We start from the raw sequence: 24,486 nt of genomic DNA, 5'->3' as shown, positions 1-24,486 counted from the left end.
GAACGATTCACCAAAAAAATCACAGGCGTGACCAAATTAATTAATCAATTGATTAAATAGTGAGTAATTAATCTTCTACTGTTATGCCTGTTTATCTCTATAATTAATCGAATGATTAATTATAGAGATAGGTTGATGCCATGACGGCACGAAAAGCGGGGCGACCTCAACAGAACTTAGATGTTCGACAATTATTGATTGAGCATGCTCGTGATCTGTTTGTCGTTCAGTCGTACGACAAGGTCTCGACACGCCTGATTGCTGATCGTGCGGGTGTGAACATTGCGATGATCCGTTATTACTTTGGCAGTAAGGCTGGGTTATTTGAGGCGATGCTGCGTGAAACCCTACGGCCGATGCAATTGCAGATGCAAAGGTTGGTTGAAGAAAGCAGCCATGAGAACTTTCTTGATTTAATGCGGACTTACTACAAAGAGATGGTCAAGGTACCCAAGTTTCCTCGCTTGATTGCCCAAGTAATGAATATGCCTCCCTCTGAAGTGCAAAGAGAGTTGCTCGAAAAGGTTTTCCTCGATGTCGCCAAGCCAGCCCAAGATGTCATTTTTGAAAAGTTGGTGGCACAAGGTGTCTTAAGAAAAGAGATGGATCCCAAACTCTGCCGCGTGTCGTATATAAGCTTGATGGTGTTCCCGTTCATTGCGCCTCCACCTTTGCTTGCTATTCATGGTATTGAGATTAATGAAGAATTTCTTAACCGTTTAATCGAACACAACATTCAACTGATGACTGAAGGCTTTATCAACGCACCGAGCCCTTCTGCAGTGCAGGACAAAAGATAATGAAAATAAATAAAAAACTACTCTTCTTTCCAGCACTTGCGGTTGGTGTCATCGGCCTTGTGACTGCGATTAGCTTAAAGCCGGATCTGCCGACTAAGCCCGCGGGAGACAGGGCTCGTCTAGTTGAAACAGTCAGTTTAGAACAACAAATGATCGCGCCGTTGGCGGTAGGCTTTGGCAAAGTAGTCCCTAAAGTTGAATGGAAAGCCATCGCCGAGGTGACAGGGCAGGTTGTTTATCGACATCCTGACCTAGAAAAAGGGCAGATCATTCCTGCGGGAACTGAGGTACTTAAGATCGATCCTTTGGATTACGAGTTGAAGTTGGTACAAGCTGAAGCGGATCTTAAATCAAGCCAGACTTCATTAGCTAAGTTAAATCAAGAAGAAGATAACCTTAAGCAGACCCTAAAGATCGAAAAGAACCGCTTAGTGATCAGCAATAAAGAGCTGCAACGTAAACAAGATCTGCGCAAGAAAGGGCTCACCTCTCAATCTGATGTTGACTTGCAGCAGCAAAGTGCGTTGTCTCAACAGAAGCTTGTATTGGATATTGATAACCAAATTGCATTGATGCCAGATGAAAAGCGTGTTGCGGAAGCCGTGATTAAGGTGAATGTCTCTAAAGTAAAAGAGGCGCAACGCTCTTTGGATAAAACGACCATTACTTTACCTAGAGCGATGCGGATTGCTCAGGTCGATATTGAACAAAACCAAGTGGTTAATCTTCAGCAAGAGATGTTTGTTGCTCACGGGATTAAAGTTATGGAAGTTGAGGCGCAACTCTCTATTCACGATATGCAAACTTTAGCTTCAAGCTTTACTCAATTCCCTCGTGATGCCGCAGGCATACCAAGCCCTTATGAAGCGCCGATCAAAGCAAGTATTCAGCTAAACAGTGGCAACCTTAACCTCAATTGGCCTGCAAAGGTGGCGAGAATCAGTGAAACCGTTGATGAGAACCAAGCCACAGCGGGGATCATTCTTGAAATTGGTCAAGATTATGCAGCTCTGCAGCCAAGCAGTGCCACTCCTTTGGTTAATGGCATGTTCGTCAAAGCGGAGATCGAAGGCTTGGCCAACCTTAGCTGGGTTGTCCCAGAGCGCGCTCTGCACGGTGATAAGGTTTATCTGATGGATGACAGCCAGCGCTTACAAGTGGTGAATGTTGAAGTGCTTTATCGTCGAGATAACCAAGTGGTGGTGGACGGTGAACTGCACGCGGGTGATAAGTTAATTCTCAATGACGTTTTACCTGCGATTGAAGGCATGCTTCTCAAAGAGTCAAAGCCGACTGAATTAGCAGCGGATGTTCAGGAGAATGCGTCATGATTCGGTTCTTCTCCCGGCACCCGACGGCTGCAAACTTATTGATGCTTGGTTTGTTGATCATGGGTTTGACCTCATTATCAACCATCAAGCGCGAAACCTTCCCTGCCTATGATCCACCTTACATTATGGCGGCGATCGTTTATCCCGGTGCATCTCCACAAGAAGTGGAAGAGAGCTTGTGTGTACGAATGGAAGATGCCGTCGATGGTCTGGCCAACATTGAAGAAACTCAATGTGAGGCGATAGAAGGCAGTGCTCGTCTTATTCTGAAACTCAATGAGAAAGCGGATATTGGCCGAATGCTGGTGGACGTGCAAACTCAGATCAACTCGATCAATGATTTCCCGAGCGAGATTGAATCGCCGGTTGTTCAAGAGCTGGATTGGAATGAACCGGTAGTTGATATAGCGATTACAGCCGAAACCTCATGGCCTGAACTCAAAGCTTACGCCGAAGACCTCAAACGTACCATGAAGCTCGATTACGATGTCTCTTTAGTCGAAGTCAGTGGTTTTTCCGATCACCAATATCGAGTCGAACTGGATACCCAAGCCATTCGCCAGTTGGGTTTGAGTGTTGGTGATATCGCAGACCAAATTGGTCGTCAGAATGTAAAGCTGCCGAGTGGTAACGTTGAGACGCCAGACAAAAACTTCCTGATTCGTTTTGATGAAAGACGCATTACGCCGGTTGAATTAGAGAGTATCGTGGTTGGATCGGCGCCGAATGGTTCGGTGATCCGTTTGAGAGATATTGCCAAGATAACCGATCGCTTTGAGTTGGATGAGCAGAAGGTTCTGTTTGATGGTAAGCCATCTGCTCTCTTGAAGATCAGTAAGAATAAAGAAGACGATGCGTTACGAATCAAAGAGAACGTCACGCGATTCGTTGAAGATCAAAGCGCGATTGCCCCCGATGGTGTGACACTGCAAATGACCAATGATCTCTCGTCGGTACTTTGGGATCGTTTAACCATGATGGTGCGTAATGGCTGGCAAGGTATCGTGCTGGTGTTCGCCACCATGTGGTTGTTCTTCAGTTTACGTTATTCATTCTGGGTAGCTGCTGGTCTGCCGGTAGCCTTCCTTGGTGGTTTGTTCTTAATGGCTAACTTGGGCTTGTCGATCAACATTATGTCACTGGTCGGTTTATTAATGGCGATTGGTATCATGATGGATGACGCCATAGTGATAGCTGAATCGATAGCCTCCCACTTAGATAGGGGACAAAGCGTCGATGATGCGGTGTACAACGGCGTAAAGAAAGTGCTTCCCGGAGTTCTATCTTCCTTCCTAACCACTGTGTGTATTTTCGGTAGCTTACTATTCCTTGATGGGGAAATGGGCGCGGTGCTTAAAGCGGTGCCTCAGGTGCTTATCTTGGTGTTGTCGCTGAGCTTAATCGAAGCGTTTCTTATTCTACCAAATCACTTATCTCATTCATTACACAAAGAAAAAAATGACAAGCCAGCGCTGCGCTTTAAAGTCGTGTTGTTAGAGAAGTTTGAGAACTTTCGCAATACAACCTTGATGAACATGGTCGAGAAGGTCGTGACGTTCCGCTACGCCTTTATGGGCGGAGTGCTGACTCTGCTGTTGCTTTCGGTAGCCTTGATTGCTGGTGGCGTTGTCAAATTCCAACCTTTCCCTGAACTGGATGGTGATATTGCCGAGGCTCGCATCATTCTTCCACCGGGCGCATCGCTGTCTCAAACCGAGAAAGTGGTCGATAAAATAGTCGCGTCTGCTGAACGTTTGAATGAGCAGTGGAGTGAAGAGGTTGAGGACGGTAATAAATTGGTTGAGCATATCACCAGCCAATTCAATGCAAACGCAGATGCCAATGAATCAGGGCCACACTTAGCCACCGTGCGCCTAGACTTGCGTGGTGCAGAAAGTCGCAACACGGTGATCGATGACTTCATTGATGCATGGCGGGAAGACATCGGTGATTTGGCTGATCCTATCTCGCTAGTTTTCAAACAGCCTACGATGGGGCCGGGCGGTCGTGCTATCGAGATCCGTGCCAAACATGATGATCTTGCTGCATTGAAATCGGCTTCTTTGGATATTCAGGAATACCTCAATCAGTTTGATGGTGTGCATGGCGTGCTTGATGACATGCGTATGGGTAAAGAAGAGATTTTAGTTAAACTTCGCCCTGGAGCCGAAACCTACAATGTGAATGGGCAGATGATTGCTTCCCAATTGCGTGCGGCCTTCTTTGGTCAGACTGCGGATGAAATCCAAATCGGTGTTGAGAATATCTCGATTGAGGTACGCCTTGATAAAGAACAGGCAGGCGATTTACAGCAACTGGCTAACTTCCCAATCATCACAGCAGATGGCAGCCAGATTCCGCTAGCGACATTGGCAACGCTAGATTTCCAACGTAACTACGTACGAATCCAACGTATCGATGGGCTGAGAACCATCAGTATCTTTGGTGATATTGATAATAAGAAGGCGAGCTCTTCAGCAATTTTGGCTCAGTTTCAAAAAGATGAAGCAACCAAGCTTATTCAAAAGTACCCAGGATTACGCTTTGATTTTGAAGGTGAAGCCAAAGACGCCGCGAAGACCGGAGCCTCGATGGGCAAAGGTTTCTTATTGGGGTTATTCGGTGTGTTTGCGATTCTGAGTTATCAGTTCCGAAGCTACTTGGAACCGGTAGTCGTAATGTTAGCCATTCCACTGGCCTTTATTGGGGTGGTTGTTGGTCACTGGATACTTGGGCATGCTTTGAGTATGCCAAGCATGATGGGCTTTGTGTCGCTTGCCGGGATCGTGGTCAATGATTCCATCTTGCTAGTGCAATACATTCGCCATCACGTCGATGAGGGAGATAGCGTGCATGACTCGGTGGTGAAAGCCAGTCGTGAGCGTTTCCGTGCGGTATTTTTGACATCAATGACGACCGCTGCTGGTTTGCTACCGCTGTTGACGGAAACCAGCTTGCAGGCTCAAGTTATCCAGCCTCTGGTTATTTCGATCGTGTTTGGCATATTTGCTTCAACCTTACTGGTGTTGTTTATGATCCCTGCCGCTTACGCGATATTGGCGGACTTTGGGTTGGTGAAAAAGCATGAGCCATTAGCGCTATAACCTTTAGCGCTATTATCATTAGCGAGCTCTATTATCATTAGCGAACGCTATAACCATTAACACGATAGAAGTAGCGTTTGTTTGCTTATATAAAGAAGCAAAACATAGAAGAATAAAGCGGCCTTGGGTCGCTTTATTTTTATCGGCAACTTATTGGCTCCCATCAGCTTACTTAGTGAAAGCGGTTAATTCGCTTCAAAATTCATTTTAGTTCATTCAAAACGTCACCTAACTGTCATTTCAGTGGCATACCTTGAGCCTTAACTGAATAAGGATTGTTAAGGAGATCGTATGCGTACTATCGAACCTATTGTCCGCTGGGATGTGGCATTTTCTGTTTTCTGTTTGAAGAACCGTTATAGCGGGCAACATGCAACACTGAGTAAAGCGGTGTCTCATACTGGGGATGGTCACTTATATGTGTTGATCGCTCTGATTGCGCTGTTAGCTGATGGCTACACAGGTCGTGAATTCTTAATGGTTGGTCTAGCCGCTTTTGCGATAGAGCTGCCGATTTATTGGTTAGCCAAGAACACCCTTAAGCGACGCAGACCCGCTGAATTCTCTTCATTGCTTCACTCTCACATTGTGCCATCAGATAAATACAGCCTGCCTTCTGGGCATTCCGCTGCTGCATTTGTTATGGCGACTCTAATCGGACATTTTTATCCAAGTCTCTATCTCTTTAGCTTGATTTGGGCGACAGCGATTGCTGGTTCTCGAATCCTACTCGGTGTGCACTTTTTAACGGATGTCTTAATTGGTGCAGCGCTAGGTATAGCGTGCACAAGCCTAGCCATTTACTTCATTTTATAGCGCTTAGTCGTATGGCTGTTTGTTCTGTTGTTCATATTAAAAAGATACAGGCAAAGACAGCCGAGCTCGAATTGTTAATCTTCAAGGAACTTGAATGAAAATTTTATATGGCGTACAAGGCACTGGGAATGGTCACATCGCTCGTGCAAGAGCAATGGCTGTCGCGTTTCGCCAACATAATATTGATGTCGACTTCCTATTTTCTGGAAGGGATGAAAATAAGTACTTTTCTATGGAAGAGTTTGGCAACTATCAAACCTGCCATGGACTCACCTTTTACAGTGAGCAAGGTAAGGTTAAGTACTCTAAGACCTTCATCAAAAATAGTATGTGGCGATTCCTTAAGGAAATGAAGCAGATCGATCTTACACCTTACGATTTGGTATTGAATGACTTCGAACCGGTAACCGCTTGGGCTGCGAAAAGACAAGGTGTCCCGTGTATTGGAATAAGCCACCAAAATGCGTTCCGTTATGATGTGCCTAAAGAAGGGGGCAACTGGATTGAACATTCCGTTATTCAGCATTTTGCGCCAACAGAGCATGCTATTGGGTTGCATTGGTATCACTTTGAACAGCCAATATTGCCACCTATCGTTCATACGCTCACTGGTGATCAGAAAACCAAAGCACCGCAAGATTTCACTTTAGTCTACTTGCCGTTTGAAGATCTAGAAGCGATTTCAGAGCTTCTGATGAAGTTCATTTCTCACAACTTTGTCTGCTATCACCCGAATGTTATTGACCAAAACCGAGTTGAAAATATTGAGTTCAAACCACTCAGTCATGCTGGCTTTCAACTCGACCTCAATCAGTGCTCAGGAGTGGTGGCTAATGGTGGTTTTGAATTGCCATCTGAAGCCTTAACCTTGGGTAAAAAACTGCTTCTTAAACCGCTTGAAGGGCAGTTTGAACAGCAAAGTAATGTCGCTACGCTGGAGGCATTAGGGCTGGCGCAAACAATGAGCTTTTTGGATGCAGCGACGTTGCGTGAGTGGCTCAATGAAAAACAGGCTGAGTTCGTCACTTATCCAGACGTCGCCAGTGCGATTACCGAGTGGGTATTAGCGGGGAATTGGTCGAATCAGGAAGACCTAAGAAAGCAGCTTTGGGACAAGGTTGATTTTCCAAGTTATGCATCGCTCACCTAACTCATAAGTGTTATTTCTGAATCGACCAGCCAAACAATTCACGGGTTCAATAAATTGTAACAAATGTAACCAAACGATAGAACAGCTAAATAAGTCGAAATGAAACTCATAAGTGCAGCATTTTATGTTTTTTTATAACTCTATAAATAATTGATTTTTAGATGTTATTTAATCATTAAGGTAAAATAAAATTATTCTTTATCAATCTTGTTGGTAGCGTGCGAATTATTGGTTAATAGTAGTGGTAATCCGAAAAACATCGGTCTGATAAATATAAGAATTAGTGGTTATCTATTCCCATACCATTACCAATTTAACGCTGTCGAACCGACAAGAGGCAACTTGAATGTTAGAGAAAAAAGACGCAATGAGTGCAATTGCAAGCTACAGAATGGAAAGCACACTTCGTGGAGTAGACTTAAACCTTTTGACTGTATTTGATGCAGTAATGCAAGAGCAAAACATTACGCGTGCAGCTCACAATCTGGGCATGTCTCAGCCAGCGGTAAGTAACGCAGTTGCTCGTCTAAAAGTGATGTTTAACGACGAACTATTCATGCGTCAAGGTCGTGGTATTCAGCCGACTCAACGTGCTCGTCAATTGTTTGGTCCAATCCGCCAAGCTCTACAATTAGTGCGCAACGAACTACCAAGTTCTGTGTTCTCTCCTGAGTCTTCTTCTCGCCTGTTTAAACTTGCGATTTGCAGCCCATGTGACATGCGTTTTGCTCCTAAGATTATGTCGACAATCAACGACCAAGCACCTAGCGTTAAACTGCATATGGATGCTGAGTTTGATCGTCAACTTTCTGAGCGTATGCGCTACCAAGAAATCGACTTCGTGATTGATTACGCTCGCTTTGATGAGCAAGGCTTCTCAAGCACTGAGATCTTCCAAGACGAATTAGTTGTTGTTGCTTCTGCTTCTCACCCACGTATCAACGGTGAAGTGTCAGCGGCAGAGCTGCTTAACGAAAAACACGCAAAACTGTCTCGTATTCATGGTCAACGTAGCTTCTCTGAGCAAGCGTACCGTGACCTCGATTGCACACCTTTCTACGAAGGTACGAGCTTAAGCAACGTACTTTACGTTGTTGGTCAATCTGAGCTTGTGACGATTGCTCCTCGTTGGATGGTTGAGCATGCAGCGAACAAAGATCAGCTTCAGATTCTAGATTTCCCATTCGATAATGCGGCAATTTCTGGCTTCCTAAGCTGGCACGAATCAAGTGAAAAGGATAAAGGACACATTTGGTTACGAGATCAATTAATGATGATCTGTGGCGAAGTTGTAGCGCTTAAATAAGCACTAATCCCTATGATTTGTAAGCCCTAAGCTGGGACTCTGGCTTGGGGCTTTTTTGTACCTGCTATTTTTGTTGATAGAAAACTTAGCGTGAGACGTACTATTACTTATAACTTTGAGCTTCATCAGTTGCCTTTTCCATGATCAGAGGTACACTTGTGCGCTCAAAAAAGCTTACAGGTGTAAGCCAAAGGTAAAGAGATGGCCAATTTAGATTTTCATATCGTAAAAAGACTTCGTGACCAGATTGCCCAAGGTGGCAACCGTACAGCTTTGAAGCACAAAGTAGACAATGTATGGCAAGGTATTAGCTGGGAACAATTTGGACAGCAAATCGATACGCTTTCATTAGCATTGTTGGCTCAAGGATTGAGAGTTCAAGATAAGATCGGTATCTATTCCAATAATATGCCTCAGTGGACTGTGGCAGATTTTGCATCCCTACAAGCTCGTCTTGTGACAGTGCCGATTTACCCAACGAACACCGCTGCACAGTCTTCTTACATTATCCAGAATGCGGATGTGAAGATCTTATTTGTTGGTGAGCAAGCTCAGTTTGATGCTGCTGTTAACATCTTCGAAGAGTGTGAACAGCTTGAAATCATCGTCGCTATGTCTGCTGACATCGATACTCAAGAGCACAGTTTTACGGTGTCTTGGCAAGATTTTATGGCGCGTGGGGCTGAAGCTCAACAAGTTGAACTTGACGCTCGTCTCGCAGCTGCAAGCATGGATGATCTACTCACTCTCATCTATACCTCTGGTACTACAGGCCAGCCGAAAGGCGTAATGCTTGATTACACTAATATTGGCTATCAACTAGAAGGTCACGATGAGCGTCTTAGCCTGACTAAAGACGATGTCTCACTGTGTTTCTTACCTTTATCACATGTGTTTGAGCGCGCTTGGACTTTCTATGTCCTATATAAAGGCGCAACCAACTGCTATCTGCAAGACACCATGCAAGTTCGTGATGCGTTGAGCGACGTTAAACCAACGGTTATGTCTGCGGTTCCTCGCTTCTACGAGAAGATCTTCTCGGCGATTCACGAGAAGGTATCGAAAGCACCGTTTATCCGTAAAGTGCTCTTTACTTGGGCGGTGAACATGGGGGCTAAGCTCTCTGTTTGTCACCAAGAAGGTCGTACACCATCGTTAATGTTGAAGAAGAGCCATGCGCTAGCCGATAAGCTTGTGCTATCTAAACTTCGAGCATTGCTAGGTGGCAACATTAACTTCATGCCATGTGGTGGCGCGAAGCTGGATGAGACCATTGGTCGCTTCTTCCATGCTATCGGTATCAACGTAAAACTTGGCTACGGCATGACAGAAACAACGGCGACAGTATCATGCTGGGATGATCGTTGTTTTAACCCTGATTCTATTGGTATGTCGATGCCAGGCGCAGAAGTGAAAATTGGTGCGAAGAACGAGATTCTTGTTCGTGGCCCAATGGTGATGCGCGGTTACTACAAGATGCCAGAAGAGACAGCTAAGACTTTTGATGAGCACGGCTTCCTGAAAACCGGCGATGCGGGTCATTTTGATGAAAATGGAAACCTGTTCATTACCGACCGTATCAAAGAGTTAATGAAAACCTCTGGCGGCAAGTACATTGCACCGCAAGTGGTGGAAGGTGCGATTGGTAAAGATCACTTTATCGAACAGATTGCTGTTATCGCTGATACACGCAAATTCGTTTCTGCGCTGATTGTTCCTTGTTATGACTCGCTAGAAGAGTATGCCAAAGAACTGAATATCAAGTATCACGACCGTGTTGAGCTTGTTAAACATCACCAGATTGTCGAGATGCTAGAGAAGCGCGTGAATGACCTCCAGCAAGAGTTGGCTAAGTTTGAACAAGTGAAGAAATTCAAGTTGTTGCCAAAAGCATTTTCTATGGATGATGGCGAACTGACACCTACTCAAAAATTGCGTCGTAAAGTTATCAACGATAAGTATCAAGACGAAATCGAAGAAATGTACAATGAAAAGCCTAAAGATAAGTAGTTTTCTGCTTAGATAAATTTTCAGTTGTTTAAAAATCCCCCTACGAATGTGATTGCATTTTTAGGGGGATTTTTTATGCCTACTGACACAGCACAATGTGCGAAAGCGCACATCAATAAGGGCGTAATTAATCGATAAACTGCGATTCATTTGAATATTTAGCTCTTTTTTTTAGGTGCTAACTAGTTTTTAAATCTAACTATTGGCTTTGTCTTGGGTTTTATTTGATGCTTTCAGCTAATAGTTGGTTTTTTGACATAATTGTCGGATCTCTGGTGTTAGACCAGATGATAATAAAGCGTTAAAGTTGTTTCGTATTACTGTTTGTTGTTATCACGACAGACAGCCATAGCCGAAAAAGTGGAAGTATTTCGAATTAGGCTACGAATAAGCCCTAGACTATGTAAAACCAGCCCAACATGTTCACCAAATGTGATTGGAAACTGGTGAGGAGAGCAATATGACAACAAAACCTGAAACAGCAATGTTATCCGGCGCTGAGATGGTGGTGCAGTCTCTAATTGAAGAGGGTGTAGAACAAATCTTTGGTTACCCAGGTGGTTCTGTACTTGATATCTATGATGCCTTGCATGCTAAAACTGCTGAAATTAAACACGTATTAGTACGACACGAACAAGCCGCTACCCACATGGCAGATGGCTATACTCGTTCGACCGGTAAACCGGGTGTGGTACTTGTGTGTTCTGGTCCGGGCGCGACCAATACCGTAACTGGTATTGCAACGGCGTACATGGACTCAATTCCAATGATTGTTATTTCTGGTAACGTACCAAATAGCTTGATTGGTAACGACGCCTTCCAAGAGTGTGACATCGTGGGTGTATCCCGTCCGATCGTTAAACACAGCTTCCTCGTTAAGAAAGCGGAAGATATCCCAGACGTTGTTAAAAAAGCATTCTATATTTCAACGACAGGACGTCCCGGTCCTGTGGTTATCGATCTGCCTAAAGATATTCTAAACCCACAAATCAAACTTCCTTATGAATACCCTGAAACAATAAAAATGCGTTCGTATAATCCAACGCTTACTGGGCATAAAGGACAGATCAAGAAGGCATTAAAGGCACTTCTTGAAGCGAAAAAACCGGTGCTTTACGTCGGTGGTGGTGCGGTTATTTCTGAGGCAGATAAGCCACTGTTAAAATTGGCAGAAGCACTGAATTTACCAGTCGTAAGCACCCTAATGGGGCTTGGGGCTTTCCCTGGTACTCATAAAAACTCTTTGGGTATGTTGGGTATGCATGGTTTGTATGAAGCCAATATGGCGATGCACAATGCGGACTTGATCTTTGGTATCGGCGTACGTTTCGATGACCGTACAACGAATAATTTAGACAAGTATTGCCCTGATGCGAAGATCATGCATATTGATATCGACCCGTCTTCTATCTCTAAAAACGTAAAAGTGGATCTACCGATTGTAGGTTCAGCTGAGAAAGTACTAGAGAGCATGGTTAACCTGCTTGTTGAACAAGGCGGAACCAATGACGCGCAAGCGATGGAAAGCTGGTGGAGCGAAATCAAGCAATGGCAAGAACGTGATTGCTTAGCGTATGACAAATCTTCTGAGCGTATTAAGCCCCAGCAAGTTATTGAAACTCTTCATAAAGTAACCAATGGCGATGCATATGTTGCTTCGGATGTTGGTCAGCACCAAATGTTTGCTGCACTGTACTATCCGTTCGATAAACCACGCCGTTGGATTAACTCTGGTGGTTTAGGCACGATGGGCTTTGGTCTACCTGCAGGTATGGGCGTTAAGTTTGCTAAGCCAGATGAAGAAGTCGTTGTTGTAACGGGTGATGGCAGTATTCAGATGAATATCCAAGAGCTATCGACAGCGCTTCAATACAATATTCCGGTTAAGATCATTAACCTGAACAACCGTTTCTTAGGAATGGTAAAACAGTGGCAAGACATTGTTTATCAAGGTCGTCACTCTAACTCATATATGGACTCTGTTCCTGATTTCGCTGCGATTGCAGAGGCTTATGGCCACGTTGGCATGCGTATTTCATCTCCGGATGAATTGGAATCAGGCTTGGAAAAAGCATTAGCAATGAAAGACCGTCTGGTATTTGTCGACATCAGTGTTGATGACACCGAGCACGTATACCCAATGCAGATCAAAGGCGAGGGTATGGATAACATGTGGCTAAGCAAAACGGAGAGAACATAATATGAGACACATCATTTCACTATTAATGGAAAACCAACCAGGTGCACTTTCTCGAGTGGTTGGCTTGTTTTCTCAGCGTGGCTACAACATCGAGTCTTTGAATGTATCTCCTACGGATGATCCAACGCTTTCTCGTCTTAATGTCACCACTAACTCAAGCGAAATGCAGCTTGAGCAGATTCAGAAGCAGTTACACAAACTGATCGACGTACTTAAGGTACAAGAAGTGTCTGAGCTTGAGCATATCGAGCGTGAACTTCTGATGGTAAAAGTACGCGCTAGCGGCTTTGCTCGTGCAGAAGTGAAACGCACCGCAGATATTTTCCGTGGTCAGATCGTTGATGTAACGGCTTCGCAATACACGGTGCAAATGGCCGGTACTAGCGAGAAGCTTGATGCGTTCATTCAGGCATTATCTGAAGTAACGGAAGTGCTTGAAGTAGCTCGAAGTGGTGTCGTTGGCATTGCTCGCGGTGAGCGTGCACTAAAAGCGTAAGCGATCGTTATTGGAAAAATAGTTTTAAAGCCGCTTTTTTAAGCGGCTTTTATTTTGTTCATTATTTAGAGTGCTATAATCCCGCGCTTCACTTCCATTCACCTGAGTTAGCAATGAGAAATAAAAAATCAATAATTACATTGCTGATTATCTCTATCACACTGTCTTCTGCTGTAGGTCTTTATTACCTACAACGCTATCAAGAAGTGAAACAGCAGAGCTTCGACTACTCAGCGAAACAAGCCGTTCATCAGTTAGTGTATGCCAAACGAGATTATGATCTTCTTAAGACCCAATTAGTCTCCGTGATGGGGCTGTTAAGTCACAGTCAAAGCTTGGTTGATTTTGCTTCTTCTCCATCTAACCAAACCAAAGATCTACTTGAAGAGGTTTGGCAGTCTGTCCTAGTGAACCAGAAATGGTATACGCAGATCCACCTGTTAGATATCGCGGGTAAAGAGCTGGTTCGCGTAAATTATTCCGCTGAAACAGGCTATATAACGATACCTCAAGAGCTTCAAGATAAGTCTGACTCTAGTTACTTCGAATACGCTCAAAAACTAGAAGCCGAGCAGATTGGCGGCTGGGGCATTGAACTTGAAACTGAGCATGGTGAGGTAATCTTGCCTTATATTCCGGTCATTCGTGTCTTTACTCCCGTAGAAACACCTGAAAAAAGAGTCGGCTATCTTGTTATAAATCTCGACGTATGGGGTTTATCGTCGCGTCTTAGTTATTCACCTGATAATGACCTTAAAGCAGAAGTGCTCAATGAAGCCGGTTATTACATCGCGAGTAACAACAGCGGTAAGCTATTCGGCGACTCTATTCCTGAACGAAAAGGCTTCAACCTAAAAAACATCGCACCGAAGACTTGGGATGCAATCTCCAATGAGCAGGCGGGACACGTTTTTGAGGATGGTAATTTGTTTGCGTTTAACACAGTTATGCTAGCGAACAATCAAAAGGTCCATTTGCTCATTCAACTTAATGAAAAACAGCTTCTTGCTCGTGCAGAGCGCGATCTCAATGATCTTGCTCATGAAGAGATCATCGTCCTCTTTACTGTTTTGATCTTTGCCTTTCCGTTCGCTTATCTCGTGACTCACTATCGACGACGCAGCTTGGAAAGTAAGTTAGCGCGAGCGGCATTGAATGGTATGTCAGCGGTGATGATCTCTGATAAGCAACATCGTGCCATGATGATCAATAACGAGTTTGAAAACATAACGGGTTACAGTAAAAAGCAAGTCATTGGACAGAACGCCTTACAACTGCTTCTGGAAAATACCGAACAGACACTCTCTAGTGATTCAATCTGGCAGCACCTAGAGCAAGAAGAAGTTTGGGAAGGGGAAGTGTTGTGTAAGAACAAACTTCGTATTCCTTTTACTGCGATCATGCGAGTTCACGCGGTCAAAAACAACTCGGGCAAAATCAGTTACTACATTACGTCACTGGTCGACATCTCGGTGAGAAAAGAACTTGAAGTCCGTTTACGCGTTCTAAGCGAGCGAGACTCTTTGAGCAACCTCTGGAACCGTCGCAAGTTCGAAGAGCAGCTCGCCTACTATTCTCGTTTAGTTGAGCGTTACCCTAACGAAGCGACGACTTGCTTGGCTTTGGTCGATATTGATAACTTCAAGCGAATCAATGACGAGCTTGGACATGATGAAGGCGACCGTGTGATTGCTAGTGTTGCCAAGCTTTTGCAGGACAGCCTGCGAACTACTGACTTTGTCGCTCGTGTTGGGGGAGAGGAGTTTGCACTGCTGATGCCACACACCACTCTGCCTGAAGCAAAACGCGTCTTAGATCGTTTACGCATCGAGATAGAGCTAGCCGCGGGGACTAAAGTGACAGTAAGCGTCGGCTTTACGGATTTAACCAGTAACAGTACTCGTTCGTACAAATGTGCCGATGTTGGGCTCTACGAATCCAAATCGTCAGGTCGCAATACTGTGTCTTTGTGCCCAAGCCATGCTGATGTCGCTTAATTCTCTGTATTCAATCGTGTTTGAATACCTATGAAACCTTCATCCTTTCTCCGACTTATCCCTCTTCACTTATCTCTATTGAATGAGCAATTTATCTACTCTCAACACTGAACAATCCTGCAAATCTCACTTTGGAAAGATCCGTGTCACAAACATTAGCGAGTTAGACTAAAGTCTAATGTTGGCGATAATTTGAGCTAAACTGAACAATAAGCAAATGGCTGTACTTCAGATTTCATCGTGTTAGACGGTGCAATAAATAGAGTGTTTACCGGAAGTAAAAGGATGACACCGTTAAATTAATTCATTGGATTAGCTCGCTTTATTAATGAGTTGAAGCGTAACAGTCGAATTGGGTTAGCTGGAGCAAGCATTTGGGGATCATACTGTCGAGTGAAAAGAGGCGTAGTATGTTTGTCGATTTTTTAGTGAGGTTAACCATAGGCACATTAGTCATTCTTGGTTTTCAACTGAGTGCGTTGTATTTTTTACCTATGGTTGTGCTGCTCAATACTCATCACAAAGAGTTTTTTGGGTGGTAGTTCAGTCGTAATACTGGAAATAAAAAACGGAGCCATTAGGCTCCGTTTTTATATGGTTAGAATCTATCTTGGCTTTATGCCGCTTCGATAACTTCTTCAATTCGTTTCATTGAGCTTAGCAGGTGTTGATCCAGCAACTCTGTCGCTTGATCGACATTTTTAGCGAGTACTAGCTTCATGATCATTTCGTGTTCATCGATATTGAACAGATCATCTGTCACTGTTTCAGCCGATAGAACTAGGAAACGATAACGCTTAACTTGGTTGATCAAGTCATCAAAGAATTTAAACATGTTCTCTGAATCCGCGCCTTCAAGCAGTGATACATGGAACTGTTGGTGACGTTCTTCCCACTCAGCGCAGTCAAACTCTTCTGCCACATATTGGATTTTAGACAGTTTATGGTAAGACGTCAGTACTTCTAATTCCCAGCTCTCATCGCCTGATGAAATGGCTTTTTTAAGCAGAACGGAAGAGACAACACGAAGGCTTTCGTACAAATCGTTAAGTTCTTTCTTTGATACCGGAGATACCCAGCAGCCTTTTTGTGGCTCTAGTTTTACGTACTTGCTCCAAGACAATTGTACCAAGGCTTCACGAATTGGCGATGCACCCACGTTGTATCTACTTTTTAGATCAGCAACAACGAGTTTTTGGCCAGGGAGCAATTCACCATTCAGGATATCTTGGCGAATCATTTTCGATACTTTATCAGTGAGAGTAGGACTAGACATTACAAACCTCATGTATATATTTGATTTCTAGTCTGCTAATCCGTCTCTTAGAAAGAGTCAATTGGAAGTTAACAGTACGTAGTTCTATTATGTATTGATAATACAGCGTACTGAAAAGTTAGGCAAGATATTGTTTCATAAAAAAAGAGGGCCGAAGCCCTCTTTTATATTTTATTGCGTTGCTGTTCTCGATTATAGAACGTGAACAGACGCTGTGTTTGTAGTACCAGAAGCAACTAGAGCACCAGAAACCATAACTACGATGTCGCCTTTGTTACCTAGGCCAGATTGTAGAGCGATTTCTTTACCGTTGATGTAGAAAGCGTCTGTGTTCTCGATAGAGTCAACAAGAACTGGCTTAACACCTTTAGTAAGAACTAGCTGTGCAGCTGTCTTTTCGTTAGTTGTTAGAGCAAGGATGTTTGCAGTTGGGAAGTACTTACGTACTGAACGTGCAGACTTACCGCCTTCAGTTGCAACAACGATTAGAGGAGCAGCTAGCTTCTCTGCTGTGTCTACCGCGCCTTTACATACTGCTTCAGTGATGCGTAGACGTGGGCTGTCTAGACGAGAACCTAGTTCAGCTTTAAGAGCTGAATCAGTACGGTTCGCGATTTGAGCCATGATAGTAACAGCTTCAACTGGGTACTTACCTTTAGCAGTTTCACCAGAAAGCATTACTGCATCAGTACCATCCATGATTGCGTTCGCAACGTCACCCGCTTCTGCGCGAGTTGGACGTGGGTTGCTGATCATAGAGTCAAGCATTTGAGTTGCAGTGATAACCATCTTACGTGCACGGTTACACTTCTCGATCATCATTTTCTGAGCGAAGATTACTTCTTCAGCTGGGATTTCAACACCTAGGTCACCACGAGCAACCATGATGCCGTCAGAAGCTTCAAGGATTGAATCGAAGTTATCTACACCTTCTTGGTTTTCAATCTTAGAAATGATGTGGATGTTTTCGCCGCCGTTAGCGTTTAGAAGCTCACGGATTTCTTTAACATCGTCTTCTTTACGGATGAAAGAAGCAGCTACGAAATCAACGCCTTGCTCACAACCAAACTTAAGGTCAGCTTTGTCTTTTTCAGAAAGAGCTGGAAGTTGAACAGAAACGCCAGGAAGGTTAACACCTTTGTTTTCGCCTAGAGCACCGTTGTTAAGAACTTTACACTTAACTTCAGTTTCTGTTGTTGCGATAACTTCCATTTCGATTAGGCCGTCATCAACAAGGATAGTGTTACCTGCAGTTAGGTCTTTAGCGAAACCTAGGTAAGTTACTGCTACTACGTCTTTGTTACCAACAACTGTTGCGTCAGTTGTGAAAGTGAACTCTTGACCAGCTACTAGATCTACGTCGTTACCATCTTCAAGTTTGATAGTACGGATTTCAGGACCTTTAGTATCTAGAAGGATAGCAAGTTGCTCACCTTTGTTTTCCATTACTTTACGGAAGTTCGCGATACGAGTGCCGTGTTCTGCGAAATCACCGTGAGAGAAGTTAAGACGCATAACGTTCATGCCAGCATCTACTAGTTCAGTTAGCTTCTCTACAGATTCAGTTTTAGGGCCAATCGTACATACGATTTTGGTCTTTTTCATGGAAGGTACTCTCCGGTAAGTATTGTTACAATTTGAAATTTATTTAAGTTCTGAAGATTGGTCCGCTACATCAACATTTTGTGCCTGTTGTGTAAAAGCGCGGGACTTCCAATATGTCCTTCAGAGTTGTAAGTCTTTCATCAATTTTAGTCATTTTATGACTAAAAGATTTTGATTCAACGTCGGGTTTCTGTGACTTACACCAATATATCAGGTGAAAGTTGCAGAAAAATAACGGTCAGTTTTGTAATTTTTTTTCTTTTCGGGTGCGGATTCTACCACCTAATGAGTTCAATATCACTGCTTAACAATTGTCTTAGGACAAGGTTTTATCGCTATTTATTAATTTTTCGGATCAAAATAAATGGACTAAATAGTTTCGTTGTAACTATAATATGTTTCACATCGAAACTTAATGGCCTTTTTAAAATGTCGAAACGAAACACTCAGCTCAGAAGACATGCAATTTCTAATCTAGTGAATGAAAAGGGGGAGGTTAGTGTTGATGAATTATCCGCTAAGTTCGAAACCTCAGAGGTCACGATTAGAAAGGACTTGGCGTCTTTAGAGAAAAACGGTCAGCTTTTACGCCGTTATGGTGGTGCGATTTCATTACCGAAAGAGGTTGTGAACGAAGAACTGGGTCAACAAGTTTCGACTCGAAAGATTTCATTAGCAAAAGCCGCTGCAGATTTGATTCGCGACCATAATCGCATTGTCATCGATAGTGGCAGCACGACTGGTGCCTTGATTCAGCAGCTTAATACTAAGCGTGGTTTGGTTGTTATGACCAATTCATTGCACGTGGCTAATGCGCTTAATGAGCTTGAAAGTGAACCAACGTTATTAATGACGGGTGGTACTTGGGATACCCATTCGGATTCTTTCCAAGGCAAAGTCGCGGAGTCAGTACTTCGTGCTTACGATTTTGACCAATTGTTTATTGGAGCTGACGGTATCGACCTTGATAGAGGCACGACCACGTTCAATGAATTGATTGGTCTGAGTAAAGTTATGGCTGAAGTGTCACGAGAAGTGATCGTGATGGTTGAGTCTGAAAAAGTGGGACGAAAGATCCCTAATTTGGAATTAGCGTGGGAACACATCGATATTTTGATTACCGATACAGATTTGGACAAAGAATTCCAAGCAAGTATTGAATCACATGACGTTCGAGTGATCCTAACCGATCCTGCTTAAACCTAATTTTAACTATTATGCATTTATCTTCCTATAATTAATCTTAATGAAAGATATGGCCTTTGCTTGCTGCCAGTAGGAATAAACGAAATTGATGGAGTAAAACTATGTGTGGAATTGTTGGTGCAGTAGCACAACGTGATGTAGCCGAAATTTTAGTAGAAGGCCTTCGCCGCCTAGAATACCGAGGCTACGATTCTGCGGGTGTCGCTGTAGTCGATACTGAATCTAACCTAACTCGTGTGCGCCGTCTTGGTAAAGTACAAGAGCTAGCAGACGCAGTTGATCAGCAACATGTCATTGGCGGTACTGGTATCGCTCATACACGTTGGGCAACGCACGGTGAGCCGTCTGAAGCGAATGCACACCCACACATGTCTGGTGATATTGCTGTTGTACACAATGGTATTATCGAAAACCACGAAGCACTGCGTGCTCTTCTTCAAGAGCGTGGTTACGTGTTTACTTCACAAACGGATACTGAAGTTATCGCTCACTTAGTTGAATGGGAACTTCGTACTTCTGATTCATTGGTTGAAGCGCTTCAAAAGACAGCGAAACAATTAGACGGTGCATACGGCACGGTGGCAGTTGATCGTAAAGATCCTAGCCGTATCGTTGTAGCTCGTTCAGGTAGCCCGATCGTTATCGGTTTTGGTGTTGGTGAAAACTTCCTAGCATCTGACCAGCTTGCACTATTAAGCGTAACTCGTCGTTTCATGTACCTAGAAGAGGGTGATGTTGCTGAGGTTACTCGTCGTGATGTTACGGTATTTGATGTGGCGGGTGAGCGTGTTGAGCGTGACATCGTTGAATCAAACGCAGAGCACGATGCAGGTGATAAAGGTCAATACCGTCACTTCATGCAAAAAGAGATCTTTGAGCAGCCAACAGCGCTGATCAACACAATGGAAGGTCGCATCTCTGACACTTCTGTAATCACTAATGCAATCGGTGTTAAAGCTGAAGAGATCTTAAGCAAGGTAGAGCACGTGCAGATCATCGCATGTGGTACGTCTTACAACTCAGGTATGGCAGCTCGTTACTGGTTTGAATCTCTAGCAGGCGTAAGCTGTGACGTAGAGATTGCTTCTGAATTCCGTTACCGTGATTTCGTTGTTCGTCCGAATAGCCTATTGGTGACTCTGTCTCAGTCTGGTGAAACGGCGGATACGCTTGCTGCACTTCGTCTTGCAAAAGAGAAAGGTTACATGTCAGCAATGACAATCTGTAACGTTGCAGGTTCTTCGCTAGTTCGTGAATCTGATTTTGCCTTTATGACTCGCGCAGGAACTGAAATCGGTGTTGCTTCAACTAAAGCCTTCACAACACAGCTAGCGGCTATGCTGATGATGGTAACGTCAATTGGTCGTCTACAAGGTCGTATCAATGAAGAGAAAGAAGCTGAAATCGTTCAAGCACTGCATCAATTGCCTGCTGATATTGAAAAAGCATTGGCATTTGATAAAGAGATTGAAGCGCTAGCACCTGATTTTGCAGATAAGCACCACACGTTGTTCCTAGGTCGTGGTGAGTTCTACCCAATCGCAATGGAAGCGTCTCTTAAGTTGAAAGAGATCTCTTACATTCACGCAGAAGCCTACGCGGCTGGTGAGCTTAAGCACGGTCCTTTGGCTCTTATCGATGCAGATATGCCAGTTGTCGTTATTGCACCAAGCAATGACCTACTAGAGAAGCTGAAATCAAACGTTGAAGAAGTACGTGCTCGTGGTGGCTTGCTCTACGTATTCGCTGACCAAGACGCTGGCTTTGAAAGTGATGAAAACATGAAGATCATCAAGATGCCTCACGTAAGTGAAGTAACAGCGCCTATCTACTACACAGTACCGATGCAGCTGCTGTCTTACCATGTCGCGCTAATCAAAGGTACCGACGTTGACCAACCTCGTAACCTAGCGAAAGCGGTAACGGTTGAGTAATCGCCAGCCTATCTAAGAAAATTAGATAATAAGAAGCCCATCCTGTGATGGGCTTTTTTGTGTCTGTTAGTTAACGATCAGTGTTAGAGCTAGCTTTCCTGTTATTAAGCGCTAAGTATTAAGTGCTTGCTCTAGATCAGCTAAGATATCGTCAATGTGTTCAATACCTACTGATAGACGAATCATCTCTGGTGACACACCAGCCTGCTTTTGTTCCGCTTCGCTTAATTGACGGTGTGTTGTAGAGGCAGGGTGACAAGCAAGAGATTTCGCATCGCCGATATTCACCAAGCGCTTGAAGATTTGCAGCGCATCATAGAAACGAACTCCGGCTTCATAACCATCTTTCAAGCCAAAAGATAAAATGGCAGACGGCTTACCTTGCATGTATTTCTCAGCCAGCGGATAGAACTCAGACCTTGGTAAACCAGCGTAGCTCACCCAACTCACTTTCTCATGTTGCTGAAGGTACTCTGCTACTTTTAGTGCGTTCTCTGTGTGTCGCTCCATGCGTAGCGATAAAGTTTCTAGACCTTGCATTAGCATAAAAGCATTCATGGGCGACAGTGCTGCGCCTGTATTACGCAGTGGAACCGTTCGAGCACGACCAATAAACGCGGCTTCGCCAAAAGCCTCGGTATAAACCACACCGTGGTAAGAAGGTTCTGGCTGATTAAATACTGGGAAGCGATCTTTGTGCTCTGCCCATGGGAATTTACCTGAGTCTACAATCACGCCACCCAATGTTGTTCCGTGCCCACCAACGTATTTGGTGAGCGAGTGCACCACAATATCGGCACCAAAATCGATAGGTTTACACAACACAGGTGTCGCCACCGTGTTATCGACAATCACAGGCACACCTTGTGCGTGAGCAAGCTCAGCAACACGTTCTAAGTCGATAATATTGCCTGCTGGGTTACCGATACTTTCACAATAAACCGCTTTGGTTTTTTCATCGATCAGTGCAGCTAAGCTTTCAGGCTTGTCGTCTTTGGCAAAGCGAACCTCTATGCCTTGGTTTGGTAGCATGTGAGCAAATAGGGTGTAAGTACCACCGTAAAGCTGAGGTGTGGAGACAATGTTGTCACCGATCTGTGCCAGCGTTTGAATCGCGTAGTTGATCGCGGCGCTGCCCGCACTCACGACTAAGCCTGCAATTCCTCCTTCTAAGGCTGCCATGCGCTTTTCCAACACATCGTTGGTTGGGTTCATTATACGAGTGTAGATATTGCCCGGCACCGCAAGGTTAAACAGGTCGGCGCCGTGTTGCGCATCATCGAATTCATAAGCAACGGTTTGGTAAATAGGAGTAGCAACCGATTTGGTTGTTGGATCGGTTTCGTAGCCGAAGTGAATCGAGAGTGTTTCGTCTTTCATGTTTCTTCCCTGAACTATTGAACGATTTATGTACGTTCATATTGCCGCCTTTTTTATAAAAGAAAAGTAAGCTTAGTCACAGAGAAGCAATTGGAACTGTGTGCGGAGCGATTCGTTATTTGTAGGGAATACTGCGTGAGTGTGCAGATCTAGAAAAGCAAAAAGCCAGAGCAGCATGAACTGTTCTGGCTTTTCTAATTTGGTGGCCCCTCCCAGATTTGAACTGGGGACCGAACGATTATGAGTCGTAAGTTTTCTTGTTTCATTAAATCTCAACATGTGTCTCAAACTCCCATTCTTACTGATATATAAGGGTTATTCTATTTGCCTTATCTCATCTCGTCTTCCAAACTGACTTTAAGTTACGTACTAACTACACCCATAACTACACCACATTTCGTGGGTGCACTATGTAAGGAAAAGGAATGTCTATAACACAAAAGGAAATCGTTGGGCTTAAATCCAAGAGTAGTGCTTATTATGTTTGGGATAATGACAGAACAAGAGGTACTGGTAGGTTAGGGGTTAAGGTACTTCCTAGTGATAACAAGAATTTTGTATTTAGGTACTTTAAAGAAGGACGAAGACTATTCATTCAGCTTGGACGTTTTCCAACCTTAAGTCTGGTTGATGCTAGAGTGAGAGCTCAGGAATTAGGGCTGATGTTGAAGCAAGGTTTAGACCCTAAATATGAACTGGCTAAAGAGGCGCAGAACCGAGAGGATAAAAGGAAAGAAGACGAGAGCAAAGGCACACTTGAATTTTTGTTTGAGAGCTATGTTGGGCAGATGATCAAAGATAAAAAGCGTACGGCTTCAAACGTACGCAAAGCTCTTGAGAATGAAGTTTATCCTTTTATCGACAAGCGAACTAAGGCTTGTGATGTAACCACAGGTCAGATAGTTGAAATCATAGCTCATATGATTGAGCGTGGAGCACCAACACAAAGTAATCGAGTAAGAAGTTATTTGCACGCGGCGTTCAATTATGGGCTTTCACATGATAATGACCCTGCTCACTTCCTGAGAAGTGACAAGTTTGGCTTGGTGCTTAACCCTGTATCATTAATACCTAAGCAAAAAGATGCTGAAAAGGTGGGGGAGCGTTACCTAACTTTTAGCGAGTTGTATCAGTTCATGGGCGATATTGAATTTGATTTGTTAGGAGTTCGAGCTTCAGAATCGATGAGACATTTAATACTGGCTTGTTTTCATACTGGCGGACAACGGCCTTATGAATTAGCCGCTTCTAAATGGCAAGCTATTAACTGGGAAGAGCGAACCTGGTGTATACAGCCTGAAATTTCTAAAAATAAGCGCAGTCATCTTATCCCTTTAACTGTTTCCACTTTAGAGATCTTAAAGAAACAACAGAGGGTCGCAGTTGATAGCCCTTTCATATTTCCGCACTTTCAAAACAAAGATGATCATATGAAGCTTGATTCTCTACGTACGGCAATCACTCGCTACCGAGAAGATCACCCTGAAATAGAGCATTTTGTACCTAGAGATTTTCGTCGTACTTGTAAGACATTGATGGGAGAGATAGGAATTAGCAAGATTCTAAGAGATAGGCTTCAAAACCATGCTTTGAATGATGTTAGCTCTAAGCACTATGACCGATATGATTATTTAGCGGAAAAGCGTCAAGCGATGGAACTATGGGAGCGTAAGCTGAGTCAAGTTGATGTGGAGAACTCTAATATTGTGAATATTCGCTAATTATATAAATGACTAGAAGGGCCATTCTGCTGAAGTGAATAATTCATCAGATGTTACAAAAATCGGAACCTAGTTTTATTAAATAGAGCACGTTTTTATTTACACTGACTATGACGTCGATAGTAAAGGTAGGCGTGTGTTTTTATTTATTAGG

Annotated in this window: 16 protein-coding genes; 13 read left to right on the top strand and 3 right to left on the bottom strand. The window is 43.8% G+C overall.

Annotated elements, in window-relative coordinates; translation table 11 throughout:
• Positions 1-140: 140 nt before the first annotated feature.
• The 10 genes from OW495_RS07190 to OW495_RS07145 all read left to right on the top strand — a co-directional run bounded on the left by OW495_RS07190 (position 141) and on the right by OW495_RS07145 (position 15,210).
• Positions 141-800: a TetR/AcrR family transcriptional regulator gene (locus OW495_RS07190; protein ID WP_065113143.1), complete on the top strand. Its 660-nt coding sequence runs from the start codon at positions 141-143 to the stop codon at positions 798-800.
• On the top strand, positions 800-2,131 hold the full coding sequence (locus tag OW495_RS07185) for an HlyD family secretion protein (RefSeq protein WP_289885774.1): 1,332 nt from the start codon (positions 800-802) through the stop codon (positions 2,129-2,131). The genes OW495_RS07190 and OW495_RS07185 overlap by 1 nt, the downstream gene beginning before the upstream one ends.
• Positions 2,128-5,235: an efflux RND transporter permease subunit gene (locus OW495_RS07180; protein ID WP_102513542.1), complete on the top strand. Its 3,108-nt coding sequence runs from the start codon at positions 2,128-2,130 to the stop codon at positions 5,233-5,235. Before OW495_RS07185 ends, OW495_RS07180 begins: the two co-directional genes overlap by 4 nt.
• 291 nt (positions 5,236-5,526) lie before the next feature.
• Positions 5,527-6,051, top strand: coding sequence for a phosphatase PAP2 family protein (locus OW495_RS07175; protein ID WP_012603172.1), 525 nt, complete (start codon positions 5,527-5,529; stop codon positions 6,049-6,051).
• A 94-nt stretch (positions 6,052-6,145) separates the two neighbouring features.
• Positions 6,146-7,201: an MJ1255/VC2487 family glycosyltransferase gene (locus OW495_RS07170; RefSeq protein WP_102513541.1), complete on the top strand. Its 1,056-nt coding sequence runs from the start codon at positions 6,146-6,148 to the stop codon at positions 7,199-7,201.
• A 346-nt stretch (positions 7,202-7,547) separates the two neighbouring features.
• On the top strand, positions 7,548-8,507 hold the full coding sequence (gene leuO / locus OW495_RS07165) for a transcriptional regulator LeuO (protein WP_017109318.1): 960 nt from the start codon (positions 7,548-7,550) through the stop codon (positions 8,505-8,507).
• Between the two features lie 201 nt (positions 8,508-8,708).
• Positions 8,709-10,517 carry a long-chain fatty acid--CoA ligase gene (locus OW495_RS07160; RefSeq protein ID WP_065105563.1) on the top strand — a complete coding sequence of 603 codons (1,809 nt, stop codon included), beginning with the start codon at positions 8,709-8,711 and terminating at the stop codon, positions 10,515-10,517.
• A gap of 460 nt (positions 10,518-10,977) precedes the next feature.
• Positions 10,978-12,717: an acetolactate synthase 3 large subunit gene (locus OW495_RS07155; RefSeq protein WP_065105564.1), complete on the top strand. Its 1,740-nt coding sequence runs from the start codon at positions 10,978-10,980 to the stop codon at positions 12,715-12,717.
• A 1-nt stretch (position 12,718) separates the two neighbouring features.
• Positions 12,719-13,213, top strand: coding sequence for an acetolactate synthase small subunit (gene ilvN / locus OW495_RS07150; protein ID WP_008219984.1), 495 nt, complete (start codon positions 12,719-12,721; stop codon positions 13,211-13,213).
• Between the two features lie 113 nt (positions 13,214-13,326).
• Entirely contained in the window at positions 13,327-15,210 is a 1,884-nt protein-coding gene (locus OW495_RS07145; protein WP_102327044.1) for a diguanylate cyclase, read from the top strand.
• Between the two features lie 616 nt (positions 15,211-15,826).
• Here OW495_RS07145 and OW495_RS07140 read toward each other — a convergent pair.
• Positions 15,827-16,498, bottom strand: a complete 672-nt coding sequence (locus OW495_RS07140; RefSeq protein ID WP_017104458.1) for a GntR family transcriptional regulator — start codon at positions 16,496-16,498, stop codon at positions 15,827-15,829.
• A gap of 180 nt (positions 16,499-16,678) precedes the next feature.
• Positions 16,679-18,091, bottom strand: a complete 1,413-nt coding sequence (gene pykF, locus OW495_RS07135) for a pyruvate kinase PykF (RefSeq protein ID WP_017104457.1) — start codon at positions 18,089-18,091, stop codon at positions 16,679-16,681.
• Positions 18,092-18,520: 429 nt separating this feature from the next.
• On the opposite strand from pykF, the gene OW495_RS07130 reads away from it, so the two are divergent.
• Entirely contained in the window at positions 18,521-19,291 is a 771-nt protein-coding gene (locus tag OW495_RS07130) for a DeoR family transcriptional regulator (RefSeq protein ID WP_102513993.1), read from the top strand.
• A gap of 107 nt (positions 19,292-19,398) precedes the next feature.
• Entirely contained in the window at positions 19,399-21,231 is a 1,833-nt protein-coding gene (glmS, locus tag OW495_RS07125; protein ID WP_017104455.1) for a glutamine--fructose-6-phosphate transaminase (isomerizing), read from the top strand.
• A 111-nt stretch (positions 21,232-21,342) separates the two neighbouring features.
• Here the strand turns inward: glmS and OW495_RS07120 are convergent, their stop codons facing one another.
• Positions 21,343-22,611 carry an O-acetylhomoserine aminocarboxypropyltransferase/cysteine synthase gene (locus OW495_RS07120; RefSeq protein ID WP_102513992.1) on the bottom strand — a complete coding sequence of 423 codons (1,269 nt, stop codon included), beginning with the start codon at positions 22,609-22,611 and terminating at the stop codon, positions 21,343-21,345.
• Positions 22,612-23,036: 425 nt separating this feature from the next.
• Here OW495_RS07120 and OW495_RS07115 point away from each other — a divergent pair, with 425 nt between their 5' ends.
• Positions 23,037-24,332 carry a site-specific integrase gene (locus OW495_RS07115; protein ID WP_289885764.1) on the top strand — a complete coding sequence of 432 codons (1,296 nt, stop codon included), beginning with the start codon at positions 23,037-23,039 and terminating at the stop codon, positions 24,330-24,332.
• The last annotated feature ends 154 nt before the right edge of the window (positions 24,333-24,486 follow it).

Origin of the sequence: Vibrio sp. 14N.309.X.WAT.E.F5 (genome assembly GCF_030397615.1) — a bacterium.
In the GTDB taxonomy this organism is placed as follows: domain Bacteria; phylum Pseudomonadota; class Gammaproteobacteria; order Enterobacterales; family Vibrionaceae; genus Vibrio; species Vibrio lentus.
The sequence above is the reverse complement of the archived record's forward strand: the minus strand, read 5'-3'. Positions and strand labels throughout refer to the sequence as shown.